This is a genomic window from Massilia agilis (genome assembly GCF_024756255.1).
Classification (GTDB): Bacteria; Pseudomonadota; Gammaproteobacteria; order Burkholderiales; family Burkholderiaceae_D; genus Telluria; species Telluria agilis.
In genome coordinates this window covers 172,821-193,372 of the sequence record NZ_JANUHB010000005.1, presented here as the reverse complement: position 1 = coordinate 193,372, position 20,552 = coordinate 172,821, and the positions used below count along the sequence as shown (strand labels likewise).

Below are 20,552 nucleotides of genomic sequence, written 5' to 3'. Positions count from 1 at the left end.
GAACAGATCAAGGAAAGGTGAAGAACATGAAGACATCCGGATTGTGGTTCGCGCCACTTGTGCTATGTGCCGTGACAGCCGGTTGCGGCGGCAGCAGCGACTGGTGCGTGACGTGGGACGACGGCCATCCCCACGACAAATGGGATCATCCCAAGAAAACACCGGCGCCAGCGCCTGGCGACCCGTCGCAGCCGACCGGCATGACGCTGATCGCGGGCGACCAGTGCAACCTGTGCACCGGCTCGGGCGACGGCACCGGCTCGGGCGCCCGGTTCAACGGCGCGGAAGGCGTGGCCTACGACGGCCACGGCAACCTGTTCGTGGCCGAACGTGGCGGCTCCATCATCCGCAAGGTGACGGGGCTGGGCGTGGTCACCACGGTGGCCGGGTCGGCGGGCCAGGAAGGCAGCGCCGACGGCGCGGGTACGGCGGCGCGCTTTCGCAATCCAACGCGGCTGACCGTCGACGGCGGCGGCAACATCTACGTGACCGATACCGGCAACTCGCTGATCCGGAAAATCAGCCCGGCCGGTGCGGTGACCACGATCGCCGGCCAGGCCGGCGCGTGCGGGTCGGCCGATGGCGCAGGCGGGTTCGCGCAGTTCTGCAATCCGCAGGGGATCACGGTGGACCAGGCGGGCAACCTGTTCGTGGCCGACACCAAGAACCACACGATCCGTAAAATCGCGCCGTCCGGCCAGGTGACGACGATCGCGGGACAAACCGGCGTGTGTGGCAGCGCCGACGGCCGCGGCACCAATGCCATGTTCTGCGAGCCGCGCGACATCACGGTGGACCGCTGGAACAACGTGTACGTGGCCGATACCGCCAATTCGACGATCCGCATGATCGACCCGAAAGGCAACGTCACCACGCTGGCCGGCGCCGCAGGCGTGTGCTCCAGCGCGGACGGGCCCACCGGCACCTCGCGCCTGTGCTCGCCGAGCGGCATCACGGTAGACAGCATGGACAACCTGTACGTGACCGACACCGCCAATTCCACGGTGCGCCGCATCGACGTGGCCAACAACACGACCACGGTGGCCGGGGTGGCGCAGCAGCATGGCATCGTGCTCGGACCGCTGCCCGGCGGCCTCGATTCGCCGATCGGAATCACGATGCAAACCGACGCCGCGGTGGCCCTGACCTCGCACAACCTGGTCATCCGGCTGGTGCCCGGCAAGTGAGAATCCGCGCCTGGATTGCCCGCTGTTGCCCACGCTTATCGTGCGTGTGCGCCGGCGGGCTTATGCCACACTGTCCGCTCGCCTCGACCGAACCGATCCTCGCAAGGAGTTTCCCATGCCCAAGTCCACGCTCGCCGGCCATCCATTGCACCCGATGCTCGTCGTCGCCCCGGCGGCCCTGCTGCCCTTCAGCTTCATCCTGGACGCGATGCACAATGCCACCGACAACGACGACTATGCCAACGCGGCGTACTACGGCCTGACGGGCGCGCTGATCGGCGGCGCCGCGGCAGCGATGGCGGGGGCCATGGACTACCTCACCATCGAGCGCGACACCGACGTCAAGCGCACCGCCAACCTGCACGCCATGCTCAACGGCGGGGTGATGGTGGCAACGGCCGCCAACGTGCTCATGCGCCGCAACCAGCCGCGCCATGTCGGCGGCTCGCTGGCGCTGTCCGCGATTGGCGCGCTGGGGGTGATCGTGTCCGGCTGGTTTGGCGGGCGGCTGGTGTACGAACAGGGCATGCGCGTGAAAGGCGTGAGCCCGGTGGAGCACGAGCGCGACGTCAAGATGCTGCCGGGGGACGAAAAGGTCGAGCATGCGATGGTGGGGGCGGAAAAGTACGTGCCGTCGGCGGGGCCGGTGCTGCACTGAAGTCGCACACGGGCAGGCAAGCGCGGCTGTTGCGTGGACACCGCCACTGGTCGAACGCGTGGGCAGACAAGCTGCCCACCCTACCGAACCGCCGGCGCCACCACGTAGGGTGCGCAGCTCGGCTGCCCACGCGCGCATGCGGCCGGTGCCAAACCTGCAAGGCTGTCGCTACCGATCCGCTTGGCCGGCCGCAATCCGCCCGCCGTTTTCCGTTGTAAGCGCGCCACGTTCCCGCCGATCTTGCTGAACTAGCGCAGCGTTTGCTCGTTACCGCACAGAGCGCGCGGCGGCCGGGGGGTAAGCTGGGTCGCATGAACACCACGTCCAAAAAAATGGCTGCCGGCATGGCCGGATTCGCCAGCTTCCTGTGGCTGGGGCTGACGGCTGCCGTGGCCGCCAACCAGCGGCGCCTGGTGTTCAATCCGGTGGTCACGCCCGAGGTCCCCAGCCCGCGCAGCAGCGGGCACCGCACCCGTCCTGTGGTGCTGCGCGCCAACGACGGCACTCGCCTGTGCGGCTGGCTGATGACGCCGCACGTGCCCGGCCCGCACCCGGCCGTGCTGTATTTCGGCGGCCGTTCCGAAGAAGTGTCGTGGGTCGCGCGCGACGCCGGCCGCATGTTCCCGAACATGACGGTGCTGGCCATGAACTACCGCGGCTACGGCAATTCGCATGGCGACCCGGCCGAAACCCACATGGTCGATGACGGCTGCGCCCTGTTCGACTGGCTGGCCGGGCATGGCTACGTGGACGCCGGCCGCATCGCCGTGGTCGGGCGCAGCCTGGGTTCGGGCGTGGCGATCCAGGTCGCCAAGGAGCGACCGGCCCACGCGGTGGTCCTGATCACCCCTTATGACTCGGTGCTGGCGATCGCCAAGCGGCGCTTTCGCGGCATGCCGATCGAGTACATGCTGCGCCACCGCTTCGAGTCGATCAAGTACGCGCCCGCGCTCAAGGCCCCGACCTACGTGCTGCGCGCCGAGCGCGACGACGTGATCCCCCACTCGCACACCGACGAGCTCGTGGCGAAGCTGGCCCAGCTGTGCGGCGACGACATCGTGCCCGGCTCCGACCACCTGACCATTCCCTACCTCGAGGACACGCAGCAGCGCGTGGCGTTTTTCCTGGCCACCCGCTTTGCCGCCACGTCCATACAAGCCGCCCTGCCGGCCGCCGTGCCGCCGGCCCTCACGTAAAAAATGCGGCCCGTCGCCCGCATTTATATTTGCGACAAATAAATTGCGCAGTAAAATCGTATTTGTCTTATGCAAATGCGCTGATGCATATTTGTAAGCTTGCGCCGCCCTTGTTGTGGTAATGCGACGTCCTGCTGTCGATACCCCCCGACGCGATACAAAACGTAACATCCTGTACCGTGCCGGCCTGCCAGAATCCCGCGAAGACATGTCCGCGGTGAAGCATGAAAGCTTGCGCAGGCCCTGCCAACACAGCCGTTGTGCCGGGTACAATATTGGAATTCCAGGAGCCAACCCATGAAAATTAAGCACCTCTGCATGACGATCGCCGCCCTGTGCGTGGCCGGCAGCGCCGCAGCGGCCGCCGCGCCCAAGCTGGGCATCGTGTACGACGCGGGCGGCAAGTTCGACAAGTCGTTCAACCAGTCGGCCTACGTCGGCGCCGAGCGCTTCAAGAAGGAAACCGGCATCGGCTACCTTGAGGCGCAGGCCAACAGCGACACCCAGTCCGAGCAGGTGCTGCGCGGCCTGGCGCGCAAGAAGCTGGACCTGATCGTGGCCGTCGGCTTCTCGCAAAGCCAGTCGGTGCAGAAGGTGGCCAAGGAATTCCCCAACGTGCGCTTCGTCGTGATCGACGGCGTGGCACAAGGTAACAACGTCAACTCGGTGCTGTTCAAGGAACAGGAAGGCTCCTACCTGGTCGGCCTGGCTGCATCGATGGCATCCAAGAGCAAGAAGATCGGCTTCATCGGCGGCATGGACATTCCGCTGATCCGCGCCTTTGCCTGCGGCTACGCGCAAGGCGCCAAGGCCGAGAACGGCAAGGTCGAAATCCTGCAGAACATGGTGGGCACCACCAGCGCGGCCTGGAACGACCCGGCCAAGGGTGGCGAGCTGGCTCGCGCCCAGTTCGACCGCGGCGCCGACGTGGTGTTCGCGGTGGCCGGCGGCTCGGGCATGGGCGCGCTGCAGCAGGCCAAGGAAAAAGGCAAGCTGGCCATCGGCGTGGACTCGAACCAGAACTACCTGCACCCGGGCGCAATGCTGACCTCGATGGTCAAGCACGTGGACAACGCGGTGTACACCGAATTCACCGAAATGAAGAACGGCACCTGGAAGCCGGGCGTGACCTACCTGGGCCTGAAAGAAGGCGGCGTGGACTGGGTGGTGGACAAGGACAACCGCGCGGTCGTGCCCGCAGCGATGGAAAAACGCGTCAACGCGGCCAGGGCCGACATCATCAGCGGCAAGATCAAGGTGGTGGACTACCGCGCCAACAGCTCCTGCCCGATCTGATCTTTTTACCCACTTGAAAAGCGCGCCGCGCCGGCATGTCCGGCGCGGCGCGCTTTTGAACGTATAACGCAAGCGACTGAACATGCAGCCAGCCGTAGAATTTCGCAACATAAGCAAGGCCTTCGGGCCGGTGCAGGCGAACGCCGACGTCAGCTTTTCGATTGCCAAGGGCTCGATCCACGGCGTGATCGGCGAGAACGGCGCCGGCAAGTCGACCCTGATGAGCATCCTGTACGGCTACTACAACGCCGACAGCGGACAAGTCCTCATCGACGGCCAGCCGCGCGACATCCGCACCAGCCACGAGGCGATCGCGCTGGGCATCGGCATGGTGCACCAGCACTTCATGCTGGTCGAGAACATGACCGTGCTCGACAACGTGATGCTCGGCGCCGAGGGCGGCTTCAAGCTCAAGGCCAAGCGCGGCGCGGTGGAAGCCAAGCTGCGCGAAATCTGCGACAAGTACCGGCTCGACGTCGATCCGCTCGCCACCATCGCCGACCTGTCGGTGGGCGCGCAACAGCGCGTGGAGATCCTCAAGCAGATCTACCGCAGCGCCGAGATCCTGATCCTGGACGAGCCGACCGCGGTGCTGACCGCGCAGGAGACGGCGGCGCTGTTCGAGATCTTGCGGCTGTTCAAGGACCAGGGCAAGACCATCATCCTCATCACCCACAAGCTGCAGGAGATCATGGACATCACCGACCAGGTGACCGTGATGCGCGCCGGCCGCGTGGTGGGCGCGGTGGCGACAAGCGACACCTCCAAGGAGCAGCTGGCCGGCATGATGGTCGGCCGCCCGATCCAGAGCGAACTGCCGCGCAAGCCCTACAACCCGGGTGCACCGGTGCTGCGCGTGACCAACCTGCAGCTGGCCGATGCCCAGGGCGTCAAGCTGTTGGCCGACATCGACCTCACGGTGCGCGCCGGCGAAATCGTCGCGATCGCGGGCGTGTCGGGCAACGGCCAGAGCGAGCTGATGGAAATCCTGTCGGGCATGCGCCTGCCCAGTTCCGGCAGCGTGGAATTCATGGGCAAGGAGATGCCGATCGCCGGCCGTTCGAACGCCGACGGCCTGCCCGCGGTATTCCGCGACATGGGCATTGCGCACGTGCCCGAAGACCGCCTGCGCGACGGCGTGATCAAGGACTTCTCGGTCATGCAGAACACCGTGTTCGGCTACCAGGACCGCGTGACGAACGGGCTTGGCCTGTTCGATTTCGACGCCATCGCCAAGCGCTGCGCGCACCTGCTCGAAGAATTCGACGTGCGCCCGAAGGACCCTAACGTGCGCATTGGCCTGCTCTCGGGCGGCAACCAGCAGAAGGTGGTGATCGCGCGTGAAGTGTCGGCCAGCCCCAAGCTCATGCTGGTCGGCCAGCCCACGCGCGGCGTGGACATCGGCACCATCGAGAGCATCCACACCCAGCTCCTGCGCCTGCGCGACGAAGGCGTGGCGATCCTCCTGGTGTCGGTGGAGCTGGAAGAAGTGCGCGCCCTCGCGGACCGCATCGTCGTCATGTCGGGCGGGCGCATCACGGGCGAACTCAAAGTTGAAGAATTCGATACGACCCGCATTGGTCTGTTGATGGGCGGGATGCACAAATCATGAAAACCACCGAACTGCCACGCTGGGCCACCGGCTTCGTCCTGCCCATCCTGAACCTGCTGTCGGCGCTGCTGGTCGCCGCGCTGGTGATCCACCTGCTCGGCGAAAGCCCGCTCGAATCGCTCGGCATCCTGGTCAACAGCGCCGTGCTCAATCCGGAAGGCCTGGCCTACACGCTGTTCTACGCCAGCACCTTCATCTTTACCGGCCTTGCGGTCTCGATCGCGATGAAGGCGGGCCTGTTCAACATTGGCGCCGAAGGCCAGATGTACGTGGGCGGCCTGGGCCTGACGCTGGTGATGCTCTCGTTCGACCATTCGCTGCCCGCCTTTTTGCTGGTGCCGCTGGCGATGCTGGGCGCCGCCGTGTTCGGCGCGCTGTGGGCCTTCATCCCCGGCTACCTGCAGGCCAAGCGCGGCAGCCACGTGGTGGTCACGACCATCATGTTCAACTTCATCGCCGCCAGCCTGATGAACTTCCTGATCGTGAAGTACCTGGTGCCCGAAGGCGAGCAGAACCCGGCCAGCCGCCCGTTTGCGGCAGCCGGCGAAATGCCGCGCATCTCGAGCTGGTTCGCCGGCGCGGACGGCACCTCGCCGCTGGGCGACGCGCCGCTCAACATCACCTTCCTGGTCGCGATTGCTGCACTGGTGATCTACGGCGTGGTGGTGTGGCGCTCGTCGTTCGGCTACAAGCTGCGCGCCACGGGCCTGAACCAGCACGCGGCACACTACGCGGGCGTGTCGATCAGCCGCATGATCATCGTGACCATGCTCATCTCCGGCGCGCTGGCGGGGCTGGGCGCGGTCAACTCGGTCATGGGCTCGACCCACTACCTGTCGCTCAACTTCCCGGCCGGCGCCGGTTTTGTGGGCATCGCGATCGCGCTGATGGGACGCCAGCACCCGGTCGGCATCTTCCTGTCGTCGGTGCTGTTCGGCGCGCTGATCCAGGGCGGATTTGACCTGTCGCTGGAAAAACCGAACATTCCGCAAGAGACCTTCATTTTCATCCAGGGCCTGATCATCCTGTTCTGCGGCGCGATGGAGAACCTGTACGCTCCCGCCGTGCTCAAGCTGGTCAACCTGACTCGTTCCAAAGGATAAGCCATGCTGGAAGATCTCCATATTGCCAGTATCGTCGTCTCCACGATCCGCAACGCGCCGGTGCTGATGTTCGCCGCGCTGGCCGGCCTGTTCGCCGAGCGCAGCGGCGTGGTGGACATTGGCCTGGAAGGCAAGATCCTCGCCTCCGCCTTCGTCTCGGCCGGCGTGGCCTACGCGACCCAGAACCCCTGGTGGGGCGTGGCTGCCGCGGTGGCGGTGTCCGCTGCCATCGCGATGGTGCAGGCCTTCGTCTCGATCACCCAGAAAGGCAACCAGCTGGTGGCGGGCATCGCGATCAACATCGCCATGAGCGGATTGACGTTCGTGCTGGCGCAGTTCTTCTTCCAGCAGGGCGGACGCACGCCGGACCTGGGCGACGCGCGCTTTTCCGAGATCGTCCTGCCCGGCACGGCGGCGCTGGAGAACATTCCGTTCGTTGGCTGGCTGTACGGCCACGTGATCGGCGGGCATTCGGTGCTGGTGTACCTGGCCTTCATCCTGCTGCCGCTGGTGCACTGGGTCGTGTTCCACAGCCGCTTTGGCCTGCGCCTGCGCGCCTGCGGCGAAAACCCGCATGCGGCCGATGCGGCCGGCGTGTCGGTGGCAAAGACGCGCTACCTGGCCATGTTCACTGCCGGGGTGCTGTGCTCGTTCTCGGGCTCGTACCTGGCGATCGTGCAGAGCGGGTTCTTCTTGCGCGACATGTCGGCCGGCGCCGGCTACCTGGCGCTGACCGCGCTCGTGTTCGGCAACTGGCGTCCGCTGCACACGGTGCTGGGCTGCCTGATGTTCGCGCTGTTCCAAGCGGTGCAGATCCAGCTCGAAGGCGTGGACCTGCCGGTGGTGGGCCGCATTCCGGGCGCGCTGATCCAGATGATTCCGTACGTGGTCACCGTGGTGGTGCTGGCGGGGTTGATGGCCAAATCGGTGGCGCCGAAGGCGCTGGGTACGCCGTTCGTCAAGTCGCGCTAGGTCCGTCCTACCACCAGCCCCAAACTACGTCGTCCCCGCGAAGGCGGGGACCCATGCTGAGCGCGCTGGAACGCTGCCATAGATTCAATCGTTCTATGGGTCCCCGCCTTCGCGGGGACGACGTCGGTTGCTGTACTACCATGCAGGGGTCTGCTACTCCGTCCCCACCCTCTCCAGCTTCTTCCCGCTCGCGTCAAACGACTGCAGCGCATGCGCGTTGCCCGTCATCGCCTGCTGCCACGCCGGCAGCACGCGGAACGTGAGCGCCAGGTCGAAGTCCCCCGCAATGCTGCCCTCGTCCATCGGCACGTTCCCGGGCCGGTTCTGGAACCAGCGCAGCCACTCGACTGAACCTGGCGCCGGCGAATTCAGATAGGGCGAACCGCGCCCGCCAATCGGCGGCGACAGCGGCAGGATAAACGACGGCATGCCCTGCTTGTTCGCGTTCCACTGCGAGGTGCCGTGGCAGGACAGGCAGGCCGTGTTGCCGGCGCTGCGCACCAGCGTGCGCGCGCCCTCGTCCACGAACGAGATGTCGTTCTTGCCGTGGTCGTTCGGCCCTGACAGCCGCCCTCCCCAGCCCAGCGTCTCCGTCGCATAGCGCGGTGCACGCGGATTGATCCAGGATTCGCGCAGCGGCGCGTCCGGGTCGATGGCGCTGTTCACCTGCGGGTCCAGACCCCACTGCGCGCCCAGCGGCACCATCTTGTCCCAGATCCCGTTCGCGCCTTCGCGCGCGTCGCGGTCATACACGAAGGTGGTGAACACCCAGCCCGTCTTGGGCGCGGACTGCGTGTCCTTCACCACCACGTCCACCTGCATCAGGCGCAGGCCGTGCAGCGTGGGTTCGTCGAACTGGCCGGTGGTGGCGTTGGCCGTCACCATGGCCGGCCACACCAGCGAGCCTTCCATCGCCGGCCACACGCTCGGGTCGGCGGTGGTAAAGGCGAGCTTCACCGTGATCGAGCCTTCCGCATACTGGGTCGAGGCCTGGTCCACAATCGGGCTCATCGCGCTCGTACCCCAGATCTTGCCGAGCGTTTGCGCGGCGGTCTTGTTGTAGTAGGTGACCGTGTAGGTGGTGAACGGCTTGGACAGGCGGCTTCTGGGGAACAGCGCCGGCTCCACCGAGGCCACCGCCACCGACAGCCCGTGGATCGCCTCGCGCTGGGCGCCGAGCCAGGGATCGTTGTACCAGCCGCGCCGGTCGGCGTCCCAGCTGTCGTAGTCCTGCAGCAGCTCGTGCATGTCCTTTGCCACCGTGTCCTTGAGCGCGGCCACGTAGTAGCGCGCGTTCTGCACCGAGATCTGGCGCCCGTGGATGGCGCTGCGCCACGGCATGGCCGGCGCAGGCAGGCCCGACGGGTAGTGATAGCTCAGCCGGAACAGCGCGCCGTTGTAGTCGGCACGCGACGGGACGATGCCGTTGTGGTCGGCAAAAGGATCGACTGCTGCCGCGTGCGCGGCCAGCGCGAACAAGGTTCCGCCAAGGCCCAGGCAGAAGCGCCGAATGAACATGTCATGCCTCCGTGAAGGAATCGCGAAGTGTTCATTCTTGGTGCGCTACCCTGCCGGGAACTTGTTATCGCGCAATCTTTCGTTGATTTATCAATCGTGGGCAAGTTCGCGTGAACGCGCGAGCGTCCACGCAAAGCCGAACCCGGCCGACGCGCCGTTGGCTTTGCGCATCAAGGGACTGTTGTCGTTGGCCGCGCCCGCGTAGGACTCGTAGCGCACGAAGCCGAAGAAGCGCCAGTCCGGGGTGAGCTTGCGATAGGCAAACAGACCCGTGCGCACCAGCATGAGCCCCGATTTGGCGTGGTATGCGGGACGCGTGGCCGTGGCGAACTGCGGCGCCACTTCGTAGAAATAGCGGTTGATGCGCTCGTCGCCCACCACCGCGCCCAGCTGCGCATCCCAGGTCCAGACGCCGCCGTCGCGCACCTCGTAGACCAGGCGCGGCTCGGTGGTCCAGCCCTGGCGGCGCAGGCCGCTTTTCACCTCGATCACGGCGCGCACCGGCAATTCGAAGCGCAGCCGCCTGTTGGCGTCGAACTCGGCCACTTTCACCTTCAGGCGCGGCCCGAACTCGATGAGCGTGCCCAGGTCCGGCATGCCGCGCCGTGCGTCCACGTCCTTGGAATGGGCCGGCAGCGAGGCGGCAAAGCCGACGTCGAATTCGGTGGTGTCGCTGTGCAGCAGGCGCGCGCCGATGCCCGACTGGTCCGAGCGCAGCACTTCACCGCGGTAGATGAGGAAAGGCAGCACCAGCGCGCGATTCGACTGAGTGTGCGCGCCCGGGTAGGCCGGGGTGGAAACGCCACCGGCGCCGATGCCGGCTTCCCACAGCGGCTGCGTGCGCTCGGCAGCAGCGGCGGAAAGAGAAGCGCTGGCGGCGACCAGCAATAGAAATGTCCTGAGGTTCATGCGCATGCCGGGTGGAGGGACGAAGGGCTATTCTAGCGGTACTCAGCCGCGCACCGCTGAGTGGCGTCGTGCGCAGGCCGGGCTGGCGAACCCGCGCGATTCGCGTCCAGGCACGGCATCTTTCGCCTCGGTGCGGGCGTGATCGGAACGCGTGGGCGGGAAACCCGCCCACCCTACGAAAAGTCGCCCGCCGCGACTTACGGCCAGATTGCCTCGAGCAATGCGGCCAGGTGGTAGCCGCCCTTGATCAGCTGGTTCTTGGCAATCGCGGAGCTGGGCACCGGATAGTTGGCCGGCACTTCCATCGTCCAGGTGTAGTACGTCTCGCCCTTCTTCGACACCTGCGGCGTCAAGGGGCCGACCGTCACGTCGGCGTACGCCTGCTTCGAATAGATCAGCGTGTCGTCCGCCCATTGGTACGGCCAGGTGGATACGTCGCCGGTGTTCATCGTCACCGCCGGGTGGCTAGCGATGACGGTCTGCGCGAACTGGTCCGGCGTCTTGGTGCGCAGGCGGCGGAACGCGTAGTTGACCGTGGTGCCGTCCCAGTATGAGTGGAACGGCTTGGTCAAGTTCTTCGGCACGCCCGGCTTTTCCGGCTTGGGCTCGCCCGGCGGGATGTCATTGGCCAGTGCCAGCTTTTCGATCTTGGCGTCGTCCACCAGGAAGTTGTTGCCGCCGCGCGAGTCGAAGATCCCCACCGCGTCGATGTCGCCATGCTTCTTGGGCACCACGAACGTGCCGTCCTTGCTCACGTAGGCGGCGCCCACGTGCAGCGGCTGGTGGATGTCGCCGGTCATGTGCGTGATCAGGATCAGCGCCTGGCGGCGGGTGAAGTGGTGCGGGTTGGTCTGCGGCGTGTCCTTGCCCTGCAGCACGGCAATCGCCTGCTTCAGCGTCTGCACGATGTCGTCGTCCGCCGTGCCGACGTCGCCGTCATGATAGTGGTCGAACTGGAACGGCACGTCAGTGTAGTGGTACTCCTGGTGCTTGGGGTTGGCGTTGACGTACTCGACCATTTCGGGCGACTGCGGGCCGCAGTAATTGCCCTTGACGCAGTCCGGCCAGTTGGCCACGCCCTCGAGCGACTCGCCCGGCTGCAACAGCTCCTTGACGTGCTTCTCGGCGTTGGTGCCCTTGATCAGCTTGTCGGCAATGGCACCCACGGCGCGGTGGCCGTCCGGCCCCCACGCCAGCGCGCTGGTGGACACGAAAGCGCCGGACAGCGCCAGGACGAATGCGAGTTTTTTCATGGTCTGGTTCCTTGGATTGGACTGCTCGTATTGTATGCGTTCGGCTCAGCGCACTTTTTCGATGCGTGCGCTGCCTGCCAGCGAAGCGGCCGGCGCCAGCGCATCCGGCGTCTTGCCGAGGTATTCGATCAGCGCATCGAGGTCGCGGATCGGCGTGGCGACGCGGTTGGTTCCCTTGGCAAATTCGGGGAAGTTGTCGCCCCCTTCGGCCAGGAAGTTGTTGGCAACCACGCGGTAGGTTTTGTCGTCGTCGAGCGGCACGCCGTTCAGCTTGACGCTGCCGGGCACGATGCGGCTGCCCTTGGGCTGCTTCTCGTCCCAGCGGTAGGAAAAGCCCTTGGACACCTGCAGCACCATCGGGTCGGATGCTGCCGGGCGCGCCCACTGCTGCTCCAGCAACTGCCGGATCTGGGCCCCGGTCAGGTCCATCAGGTCCAGCGTGTTCCCGAACGGTAGCACCGCCTGCGCGTGACCGTAGGTGGTGGTGGTGTCGGCGTTGGCCTCGAGGTCCTTGCGGATGCCGCCCGGGTTCATGAAACCGATCTGCGCGCCCTGGTCGCGCATCTTGGCCACGATCGCATCGGCGATCAGGTCGCCCAGCGGCGATTCGCCCGCCTCGCTTCCCTTGCGCGCGACCATGGCCACGCCCAGCCGCGCGATCGGGCGCGCCAGCTGCTCGCGGCTGCGTTCCTTCACATTGGCGAGGAAGGCCGAGACCTGCGGCTGTGGCGCGTAATCGCCCGGCTTGAGGATGATGTTGCGCGCAGTCACCGACTGCACCGCGCCGCTGGCGGGATCGACCGTCATCCTGATGCGCGTAAGCAGGTGGCCGGCGGCATCGGCCTGGCTGACCAGGCGGCCATCGACCTTGCACAGGTAGCCGGTGTGCGAGTGCCCACTGACGACGACGCGGATCGCCGGATCGAGCTTCCTGGCGATATCGACGATGGCGCCTTTCAGGTTGGCGCAGTCAGGCTGGTCCGGTGCATCGACGGTCGAACCGCCCTCGTGGATCAGCGCAATCAAGACCTGCGCGCCGGCCGCGCGCATCTGCGGCACGGCCTTGTTGATCGATTCTGCCTCGTCCGCGAACGTCAGGCCGGCGATGGCGCTGGACATGGCCACCGATGCAGTCCCTTGCAGCACGGCGCCCACCAGGCCCACCTTGATGCCCTTGACGTCTTCGATGCGCCAGCCCGGCACCAACAGCTTGCCGGTGGCGCTGTCAGTCACGTTGGTGGCCAGGTAGGCAAAGCGCGCGCCGCCGAAACCGGGGGCGAGTTTGCATGCCTTGTCCGGACGGGGCGAATCGCAGCCGCCGTTCTGCTGGCGCAGCAGTTCCTTGCGGCCGGCGTCGAACTCGTGGTTGCCCAGCGCGCTCGCGGACAGGCCCAGCATGTTCATCGCGTCGATGCTCGGCTCGTCGGCCCACATCGACGACAGCGCCGGGCTGGCGCCCACCAGGTCGCCGGCGCCGACCACCAGCAGGTCCTTGTCCTCGGCGCGCCAGGCCTTGAGCGCGCCGGACAGCACCTCGATGCCGCCCGCGCGCAGGGTTTGGGTCTTGCCGTCGGCGCCCTTGTAGGTGTACTTGCTCGGCTCCAGGTTGCCGTGGAAGTCGTTCAGCGCGACGATGTTGAGCTCGACCGGGGCGCGCGGGGCGGTGGCGCAGCCGGCCAGCGCCAGCGCCAGCAGCAGCGCAAGGGGGGAACGACGGGATGGCATAGGTAAATACTTTACGAAAGCGGATGTGAAAACAGGCCCGAAGGCCTGTTGTTGATCGGCTTGTGCCGCCTGCTGCCCGGCGGGCAACAGGCGGGGTCGCCTCGCTTAGAAGTCGACCGACAGGGTGGCCGACGCAAAGCGCGGTGCGCCGAGGTAGTAGCGGATCGTCGAGACGCTGCTCACGCCCGGGTACTTCAGGGCGTTGGTCGACGAGGTGCTCGACGGGTTGCGGTACTGCTTGTTGGTGATGTTGCTGATGTTGAAGGTCAGCTTCGGACGCTTCAGCAGGCCCAGGTCCGCGAAGGTGTAGCCGCCATCGATACCGAAGGTGGTGTAACCCGGAGCGACTTCGTCGTTCATCAGCGAGGCCATCTGCTTGCTGGTGGCCTTGGCCTTGGCACGGACCCAGAACGCGCCGTCCTGGTATTCAGCCGACAGGCCGCCCTTCCAGCGCGGCGTGTTGATCATTTCCTTGCCGTTGGTTGCCAGCGTGCCCGAGTTCGCGGCGGTCGAGCCGACCACGATGTCGTTCTTGATCTCGCTCTTCTGGTAACCGATCGAGCCGTAGAACGACCAGCCGTGGATCGGCATGTTGTTCGCCTCGATCTCGAAGCCGCGGTTGCGCACCGAACCGATGTTGGTATAGGTGTTGGCACCGGTGAACGGATCATACGCGTTGCCCTGGCGGTTCTTGAAGTTCACGTCGAACACGGTCAGGGTGGCGATGTACTTGCTGTCCTGGTGACGGTAGCCGATGTCGGTGTTGTACGAGGTTTCAGCCTGCACGTCCTTCATCAGGGTCGGCACGCCGCCCACCAGCTGCACGTTCGAACCGGTGTTGGTGAACACGTAGTTGGCCGGAGCGCGCATGTTGCGGGCGACGCTGGCGAACAGCTGGTCGTCGGCGGTCAGGCGGTAGCGGGCACCCAGCTGCGGCAGCAGGGTGTGGTAGGTGCGCTCGATGTTGAAGGTGCCGTAGGCAGCTGCGCCTTCGTTGGCGTAGTTGGTCACGTCACGCTTGACGTACGGGGTGCGCAGGCCGACGTTGAACATGGCCTTCTCGCCCACGCTGAAGGTGTCCTGCAAGAACGCCTGGTAAGCGGTCGAGATCGTCTTCGAGTTGCGGCTCTCGTAAGCAGCGCCGGTCGGGCCGATCACTTTCTGGTTCTGCAGGTAGTCATCCACCGGATCGCCCTTGGCGGTCACCGGGACCATCTCGCCGGTCTGCTTGTGCGAGGCGCGCTCGTACCACAGGCCGCCCAGCAGGACGTGTTCGCCGATGGTGTGGGTCAGCGAAACGCTCAGGCCCGGACGGTTGGTGCGGGTGACGCTGGCGTTTGCCATGATGACGGTGTCGAGCGTGTCGCCGTCGCCGTTCAGGTCGACGCTGCCGGTCATCTTCTTGCTTGCGGTGTCGTACGGCAGGAACGAGCCGGCTTCCTTCACGGCTTTCTGCTGGATGCCGCCGTTGCCGAAGCCATACCAGTAGTACGGCACGATCTTCAGGTCGGTGTTGTCAGCCAGGCGGAACTTGGCGGTGGCCGAGAAGATGGCGTTCTTGAACGGGTTCAGGTACAGGCCATAGTACGGCGGGGTGTTCAGCACTTCGTTCTGCGCGGTGCCTTTGACCGGGGTCAGGTGGCCGGCGAAGGTCGAGCTGGTGTCGTAGTAGTAGCCGTTCTTGTTCAGCTCGTCCAGCGTCAGGTTGTTGATGCTGTTGTTGTGGGCTTCGTTCCACAGCAGGGTTGCGTGGACGTAGTTGAAGCGGTCCCAGTCGTAGTTGAAGCCGGCGTCCAGGTGCTGGCGCTTGGCCTCGCCCTGGCCCTTCCACTTGTCAGCCTTGGCGTTGGACACCGAGACGAACATCTTCGAGCGCTTGTCGGCCCACAGGCCGGTGTCGTAGCGCACGAAGGTCTTGTACATGTTCAGCTGGCCCAGCGTCTGCATCACGCGCACGCGGCTGGCATTTTCCGGGTTGCAGGTGACGATGCCGAAGTTACCGCCCGATGCGCCCACTTGCGGCGAATCGACGTCGGTCGAACCTTGGGTCACGAATTCGGAGCAGGTGTTTTCCTGGTCCACGTACTCTTGCGGGTACACGGCGAAGTTACCCGAGTCGTTGACCGGCACGCCGTTGATGGTGGCGCCGATCTGGTCGCTGTTGAAGCCGCGCAGGGTCAGGCCGCCGCCGAACAGGCCGGTCGCGTCGTTGTTGTAGCTGTTGACGGACGGCAGCATTTCGAGAGCTTCATATGCATTGCCGGTCGGACGCTGCTTTTCCAGTTCCTCGGCGGTGATGGTCGAACGCGCCTTCGGAGCGTCTTCCGTCACCATCAGGCCCATACCGATCTTCTTGCCGACGATGACCACGGTTTTTTTCGGGTCTTCCGGCGGAACAGTGGTGCTGTCCGTCACCTGTGCGCTGGCCGTGCCGGCCAGGCATGCCAGCTGGCATGCCAGAGCGATCATGCTCAGACGCAGCTTCGGCTGTTGATTGAAATGCATTGAAAACTCCCTAAAGTTTTATTATGAAACGACAACGGCAAGCTTTTGTCCGCTGGACATCACTTTCTTCGAAGCAGTTGTCCAGCGCAGCAGTTTAAGGTGCAGATATGTCAAACCCGTGACAGCTCGGCAAGCTCTTAGGCGCAACAGGAAGTTGCAAAAGAATTCATTCCCGTTTCGATATTGCATGAGCCCTGGGTGTGTGGCAAATATGTTTTCGCTTGGGAATTTATACGTTATACATATAATTCCAAGGCTTCGGCGCTTGTTGCCCTTCAGCCGTAGCCTTTGCCAAGCGAACATAACCCCGCGATTCTATAGATCAGCCGTCAACACGGAAACTCTTTCGGCGGGAAATCGGACAAACCGGTGCGGCGCGTGGAAAATTTGTCGCAAGAAGGCGACATCCCGGCACGGCTTGTTGAAGGAAATTTAACGTCTTGGGCGAGCCCGTCCGACACTCGCCGGCGAGCGGCAAAATGCCGCCCGCCCAGGGCCACGGTGAGCCGCGTCGGTTAGCGTTTCGCCTGAGCTGCCGTCCGGTCGAGGCTGGCGATTTCCGCCTCGAACCGGGCGTAGCGTTCGTCCAGCTGCCGGCGCAGGCGTTCCTTGTCGGCGGCCGACAGGAACGAATAGCGGATGCTGTTGTACGAGGCCTTCTTCACCTCCGCATACGAAGGCTTGTAGCGGCTTGCGAACAGCACGTATTCGTTGGCCAGGTTGTGGCGCGTGACACCGGCGTCGTCGGTCGAGATCACGTAAGGCACGCCGTATTTACGGTACAGCGTCACCGGATGGTTCTCGCCAGAGATGCCGTTGATGAAGCCGTTCGAGGTCAGGTTGATCTCGACCGGGATGCCCTTCTCGCGCATGGTTTTCATCACCGCCACCGCGTTGGTCTCGTGCGCCAGGTCGATGCCGTGGCCGATGCGGTTGGCGTGGCCGAGCGTGATGGCCTGCTCGATGTGGAACTGCAGGCCCTCGGGCGGCACGTCGCCCAGCGCCAGCTCGCCCGCGTGCAGCGCCACCTGCACATCCGGATACTTGGACTTGAGGAGGCGGAACATCTTCATGTGCAGCGTGTAGTCGCGCATCGACACCGCCGTGCTCTCCTGGCCGACGATGTTCACGCCCACGATCTTGTCGCTCATCGATGCGGCCTTGAAGCCGGCCACCATCGACGAGAACACCTGCGACGGGTTCAGCAGGCGCAGCACGTAGGTCTGGTAGCGCATCGTGAAGTTCTGGTCGTCGATGCCTTGCGCGGCCTCGTCGATCCTGGCCACGAAGTCGGCGATCGAGTGCTGGAATGCCGGGTCCTGGTCGAGCGCCGCCATCCAGCTGCGCATCTGCGCATCGAGCGCGGCGTCGTCGTGCGCGTTCTTCCACGCCTCTTCGTCGAACTGCTTGTTGACGACGGACGGCGACATCTTGAACATCGTCTCGATGTAGCTGACGTTCTCCGCGATGGCGCGCTCCTTGAGCTTCAACAGGCCATCATGGAAGTTGGTGCTCGAGACCGGGCCAAAATAACCGAAGGTCTGGAAAAACTGGCGGTCCGGCGGCGGCTGCAGGGTGCTGTGGTTCTTGAAGTCCTTGCTCGACCAGCGCTGCAGCAGCTCGCGCCAGGTGAAGTCGTCCGCATACACCTCGGACTTGGACAGGCAGGCCCGCTCGCCGGCCGGCTTGGCGCGCTCGGCGTCGATCACCGCCTTGTCGGTCTCGATCTTGTAGGTGGCCTTGTTGACGCACCAGCCATCCTTGTCGAGGAAGTCCAGGTACTGCTCGGCGTAGATCGCGCCCGAATAGTGGTGGTGCAGGTCGCCGCCCTTGGGCATTTGCGAGAAGAACAGGGTCAGCTCGGCCAGCTTCGGCTCGCTGCCGGCCACGAGCGCGGCGTAATGACGGCTTGTTGCGGCCTCGTTCGATTTCGGGGAAGCCGCATTGGCCGCGCCGGCGAAGGCCAGCGCGATCAGCAGCGCGCCGCTGCTCAGTTTCTTCTGCATAGATCGTGTTCTCTCGAGTGGTCAGGATGCCGCGCGTTCGTGCACCTTGCGTCCTGCCGCAAAGGTCGCGCGCACGGCGCGGTCGTCGCCCAGCAGCGCCAGCGCAAACAGCAGTTCCTCGAGCGTGTCACAGTGTGAAGTACGACGCGCCAGCAGCGGCGTGGCCTTGGGGTCGAGCACGATGAAGTCGGCCTCGTTCCCCGGCGCCAGGCTGCCGATCGCGCCTTCGAGTTGCATGCTGCGTGCAGCGCCGAGCGTGGCGAGGTAGAACATCCGCAGCGCCGGCAGGTAGCTGCCTTTCAGTCGCGCAACTTTATACGCTTCATTCATTGTTTGCAACATCGAGAACGAGGTGCCGGCGCCCACGTCCGTGCCCAGCGCCAGCAGCGCGCGGGCGCAATCGGCCTTGTCGAAGTCGAACAGGCCGCTGCCCAGGAACAGGTTCGAGGTCGGGCACACGGCGGCCGCCGATTGCGTGTCGGCCATGCGCGCGAAGTCGTTCTCGTCCAGCCAGATGCAGTGGCCGAACATGGCGCGCGGGCGCATCAGGCCGTAGTGGTCGTACACGTGCAGGTAGCTGCGCGCGGACGGGAACAGCGAGCGCACCCAGGCGCATTCGTCCTCGTTCTCCGATACGTGGGTCTGGATGAAGGTGTCCGGATGGGCGCGCGCCAGCTCGCCGGCCAGGCGCAGCTGGTCCTCGCTGGAGGTGGGCGCAAAGCGTGGCGTGATCGCGTACAGGTTGCGGCCGCGCTTGTGCCATTTGCCGATCAGCGCTTCGCTCTCGCGCGCGCCGGCATCGACGGGATCGCGCAGGAACTCGGGGCAGTGGCGGTCCATCAGCACCTTGCCGGCCACCATGCGCAGCTCGCGTGCCTCGCTCGCCTCGAAGAACGCGTCCACCGACTCGCGGTGCACGCTGCAGTAGACCATGGCGGTGGTGGTCCCGCAGCGCAGCAGCTCGTCGAGGAAAAACTCGGCCACCGCGCGCGCATGGGCGGGGTCGCCGAAGCGGCGTTCGGTCGGGAAGGTGTAGGTCTCCAGCCACGGCAGCAGGCCCGGCGCGGGCGAGGCGATCATGTCCGTCTGCGGATAATGCAGGTGGGTGTCGATGAAGCCCGGCGTGATGACCATGCCGCGGTAGTCGTGCACAGGCATGCCCGGCGGCAGGCTTGCGGCCAGCGCCTGGTGGTCGCCCGCAGCCTTGATCCGGCCGCCCTCGACGAGCAGCAGGCCGTCCTCGTGCCACACGTGGGCCTGGTCGTCGAACGCCGGGTCGGCGCGGAAGTACAGCAGGCTTGCGCGAAAGGCCTGCAGGTTCTCTGTTGCGGTTGACATCAAATTCTTTCTGAGGATGCGACGAGTTTCATGGCGACGGGCGTGGCGCTCTGCTGCGCGGCCTGCGCCTCCCACACCTGCAGCAGCTGCGCGGCGACCGCGGCGGCGATCACCGCCGGCTGCTTGCCTTCGATGCCGGGCACGCCGACCGGGCAGGCCATCGCCGCGATGCGCCGGTCATCGATGCCGCGCGCACGCAGGCGGTGCTCGAACTGCTTGCGCTTCGTGTGCGAGCCGATCAGTCCGAACCAGCCGACGCCGGGGCGCGACAGTATCGCTTCCGACAGGCGCTGGTCAAGTGCGTGGCTGTGGGTCATGACCAGATACGTTGCGTTGTCCGGCGCGCTGGCCACCACGGCTTCAGGCGTGTCGGTGGCCTCGATCGTGACGTTGGACGGAACGGCTGGCGGGAACAGCTCGTCGCGCTCGTCCACCCAGGTGACGCGGCAAGGCAAGTCGGCGAGCGCCCGCACGATGGCCGCGCCCACGTGGCCGGCGCCGAACAGCACCAGCTGCGCGCGCGGGGCGGCAACCAGGTCCACCAGCCAGCGGCGGCCGTCCTGTTCCTGCATCACGTGCGTGCCCCGGCGGCGGTCAAAGACCGGCGGCGTGTCGGGGCCCGTGCTGAGGTCGCGCTGCGGCAGCTCGTACCCTGCGCGCTCCCCAAGCCCGTCGTCCCCGCGCAGGCGGGGACCCATGCTGAGCTCGTGCTGCGCCAGCTCGTTCTCTGCCCGCTCCCCAAGCCCGTCGTCCCGGCGCACGCCGGGACCCATGCTGAGGTCGCGCTGCGGCAGCTCGTACCCTGCCCGCTCCCCAAGCCCGTCGTCCCCGCGCAGGCGGGGACCCATGCTGAGCTCGTGCTGCGCCAGCTCGTTCTCTGCCCGCTCCCTAAGCCCGTCGTCCCGGCGCAGGCCGGGACCCATGCTGAGGTCGCGCTGTGAATGCTCACTTTCCGGCCGCCCAAACGGTCCATGGGTCCCCGCCTGCGCGGGGACGACGGTGCTAGTGTGGCAGTCCGATCGATTACGGTGCGGCTGCTCAGATGGTCTATGGGTCCCGGCTTTCGCCGGGACGACGGGGGTGAGGCCAGCTGCGGGGTTGCCGCTGGGCGGCTGCCCAAGCGGTCCATGGGTCCCCGCCTGCGCGGGGACGACGGTGCTGGAGTGGCAGTCCGATCGATTACGGTGCGGCTGCTCAGATGGCCTATGGGTCCCGGCTTCCGCCGGGACGACTACAGATCCGTTGGCGTCAAAGAGCGCCCGGCCGGGAGCTCC

At 65.6% G+C, this 20,552-nt stretch carries 15 protein-coding genes; 7 read left to right on the top strand and 8 right to left on the bottom strand.

From position 1 onward, the window contains the following. Positions 1-26: 26 nt before the first annotated feature. The 7 genes from NX774_RS19600 to NX774_RS19570 all read left to right on the top strand — a co-directional run bounded on the left by NX774_RS19600 (position 27) and on the right by NX774_RS19570 (position 8,024). Positions 27-1,187 carry an NHL repeat-containing protein gene (locus NX774_RS19600; protein WP_258823960.1) on the top strand — a complete coding sequence of 387 codons (1,161 nt, stop codon included), beginning with the start codon at positions 27-29 and terminating at the stop codon, positions 1,185-1,187. Between the two features lie 115 nt (positions 1,188-1,302). Further along, entirely contained in the window at positions 1,303-1,845 is a 543-nt protein-coding gene (locus NX774_RS19595) for a DUF2231 domain-containing protein (protein ID WP_258823959.1), read from the top strand. A gap of 311 nt (positions 1,846-2,156) precedes the next feature. Next, positions 2,157-3,041: an alpha/beta hydrolase gene (locus NX774_RS19590; protein ID WP_258823958.1), complete on the top strand. Its 885-nt coding sequence runs from the start codon at positions 2,157-2,159 to the stop codon at positions 3,039-3,041. A gap of 297 nt (positions 3,042-3,338) precedes the next feature. Continuing rightward, a complete protein-coding gene (locus tag NX774_RS19585; RefSeq protein WP_258823957.1) occupies positions 3,339-4,337 on the top strand; it encodes a BMP family lipoprotein in 999 nt (332 codons plus the stop codon). A gap of 82 nt (positions 4,338-4,419) precedes the next feature. Beyond that, positions 4,420-5,949, top strand: coding sequence for an ABC transporter ATP-binding protein (locus NX774_RS19580; RefSeq protein WP_258823956.1), 1,530 nt, complete (start codon positions 4,420-4,422; stop codon positions 5,947-5,949). Then, positions 5,946-7,052 carry an ABC transporter permease gene (locus tag NX774_RS19575; protein WP_258823955.1) on the top strand — a complete coding sequence of 369 codons (1,107 nt, stop codon included), beginning with the start codon at positions 5,946-5,948 and terminating at the stop codon, positions 7,050-7,052. The genes NX774_RS19580 and NX774_RS19575 overlap by 4 nt, the downstream gene beginning before the upstream one ends. A gap of 3 nt (positions 7,053-7,055) precedes the next feature. After that, positions 7,056-8,024, top strand: coding sequence for an ABC transporter permease (locus NX774_RS19570; protein WP_258823954.1), 969 nt, complete (start codon positions 7,056-7,058; stop codon positions 8,022-8,024). A 153-nt stretch (positions 8,025-8,177) separates the two neighbouring features. Here the strand turns inward: NX774_RS19570 and NX774_RS19565 are convergent, their stop codons facing one another. The 8 genes from NX774_RS19565 to xdhC all read right to left on the bottom strand — a co-directional run bounded on the left by NX774_RS19565 (position 8,178) and on the right by xdhC (position 20,126). Then, entirely contained in the window at positions 8,178-9,542 is a 1,365-nt protein-coding gene (locus NX774_RS19565) for a hypothetical protein (RefSeq protein WP_258823953.1), read from the bottom strand. Between the two features lie 90 nt (positions 9,543-9,632). Beyond that, the gene (locus NX774_RS19560) at positions 9,633-10,451 is read right to left on the bottom strand and encodes a MipA/OmpV family protein (RefSeq protein ID WP_258823952.1); all 819 of its coding nucleotides are present in this window, start codon (positions 10,449-10,451) and stop codon (positions 9,633-9,635) included. 197 nt (positions 10,452-10,648) lie between these two features. Continuing rightward, a complete protein-coding gene (locus NX774_RS19555) occupies positions 10,649-11,704 on the bottom strand; it encodes a S1/P1 nuclease (protein ID WP_258823951.1) in 1,056 nt (351 codons plus the stop codon). A gap of 45 nt (positions 11,705-11,749) precedes the next feature. Next, positions 11,750-13,429, bottom strand: a complete 1,680-nt coding sequence (locus NX774_RS19550; RefSeq protein WP_258823950.1) for a bifunctional metallophosphatase/5'-nucleotidase — start codon at positions 13,427-13,429, stop codon at positions 11,750-11,752. 105 nt (positions 13,430-13,534) lie between these two features. Continuing rightward, positions 13,535-15,934, bottom strand: a complete 2,400-nt coding sequence (locus tag NX774_RS19545; protein ID WP_258823949.1) for a TonB-dependent receptor — start codon at positions 15,932-15,934, stop codon at positions 13,535-13,537. 515 nt (positions 15,935-16,449) lie between these two features. After that, positions 16,450-17,940, bottom strand: a complete 1,491-nt coding sequence (locus NX774_RS19540; RefSeq protein ID WP_258823948.1) for an amidohydrolase family protein — start codon at positions 17,938-17,940, stop codon at positions 16,450-16,452. A gap of 21 nt (positions 17,941-17,961) precedes the next feature. Then, positions 17,962-19,278 carry a guanine deaminase gene (gene guaD / locus NX774_RS19535; RefSeq protein WP_258823947.1) on the bottom strand — a complete coding sequence of 439 codons (1,317 nt, stop codon included), beginning with the start codon at positions 19,276-19,278 and terminating at the stop codon, positions 17,962-17,964. Next, positions 19,278-20,126, bottom strand: coding sequence for a xanthine dehydrogenase accessory protein XdhC (gene xdhC, locus NX774_RS19530; RefSeq protein WP_258824078.1), 849 nt, complete (start codon positions 20,124-20,126; stop codon positions 19,278-19,280). Before xdhC ends, guaD begins: the two co-directional genes overlap by 1 nt. Positions 20,127-20,552: the final 426 nt, after the last annotated feature.

Excerpts from the sequence above, each read along its gene's own strand:
- NX774_RS19540 (WP_258823948.1), bottom strand. The coding sequence starts at position 17,940 with ATGCAGAAGAAACTGAGCAGCGGCGCGCTGCTGATCGCGCTGGCCTTC.
- NX774_RS19555 (WP_258823951.1), bottom strand. The coding sequence starts at position 11,704 with ATGAAAAAACTCGCATTCGTCCTGGCGCTGTCCGGCGCTTTCGTGTCC.
- NX774_RS19570 (WP_258823954.1), top strand. The coding sequence starts at position 7,056 with ATGCTGGAAGATCTCCATATTGCCAGTATCGTCGTCTCCACGATCCGC.
- NX774_RS19585 (WP_258823957.1), top strand. The coding sequence starts at position 3,339 with ATGAAAATTAAGCACCTCTGCATGACGATCGCCGCCCTGTGCGTGGCC.
- NX774_RS19565 (WP_258823953.1), bottom strand. The coding sequence starts at position 9,542 with ATGTTCATTCGGCGCTTCTGCCTGGGCCTTGGCGGAACCTTGTTCGCG.
- NX774_RS19560 (WP_258823952.1), bottom strand. The coding sequence starts at position 10,451 with ATGAACCTCAGGACATTTCTATTGCTGGTCGCCGCCAGCGCTTCTCTT.
- NX774_RS19575 (WP_258823955.1), top strand. The coding sequence starts at position 5,946 with ATGAAAACCACCGAACTGCCACGCTGGGCCACCGGCTTCGTCCTGCCC.
- NX774_RS19600 (WP_258823960.1), top strand. The coding sequence starts at position 27 with ATGAAGACATCCGGATTGTGGTTCGCGCCACTTGTGCTATGTGCCGTG.
- xdhC (WP_258824078.1), bottom strand. The coding sequence starts at position 20,126 with ATGGGTCCCCGCCTGCGCGGGGACGACGGGCTTGGGGAGCGGGCAGGG.
- NX774_RS19550 (WP_258823950.1), bottom strand. The coding sequence starts at position 13,429 with ATGCCATCCCGTCGTTCCCCCCTTGCGCTGCTGCTGGCGCTGGCGCTG.
- guaD (WP_258823947.1), bottom strand. The coding sequence starts at position 19,278 with ATGTCAACCGCAACAGAGAACCTGCAGGCCTTTCGCGCAAGCCTGCTG.
- NX774_RS19590 (WP_258823958.1), top strand. The coding sequence starts at position 2,157 with ATGAACACCACGTCCAAAAAAATGGCTGCCGGCATGGCCGGATTCGCC.
- NX774_RS19580 (WP_258823956.1), top strand. The coding sequence starts at position 4,420 with ATGCAGCCAGCCGTAGAATTTCGCAACATAAGCAAGGCCTTCGGGCCG.
- NX774_RS19545 (WP_258823949.1), bottom strand. The coding sequence starts at position 15,934 with ATGCATTTCAATCAACAGCCGAAGCTGCGTCTGAGCATGATCGCTCTG.
- NX774_RS19595 (WP_258823959.1), top strand. The coding sequence starts at position 1,303 with ATGCCCAAGTCCACGCTCGCCGGCCATCCATTGCACCCGATGCTCGTC.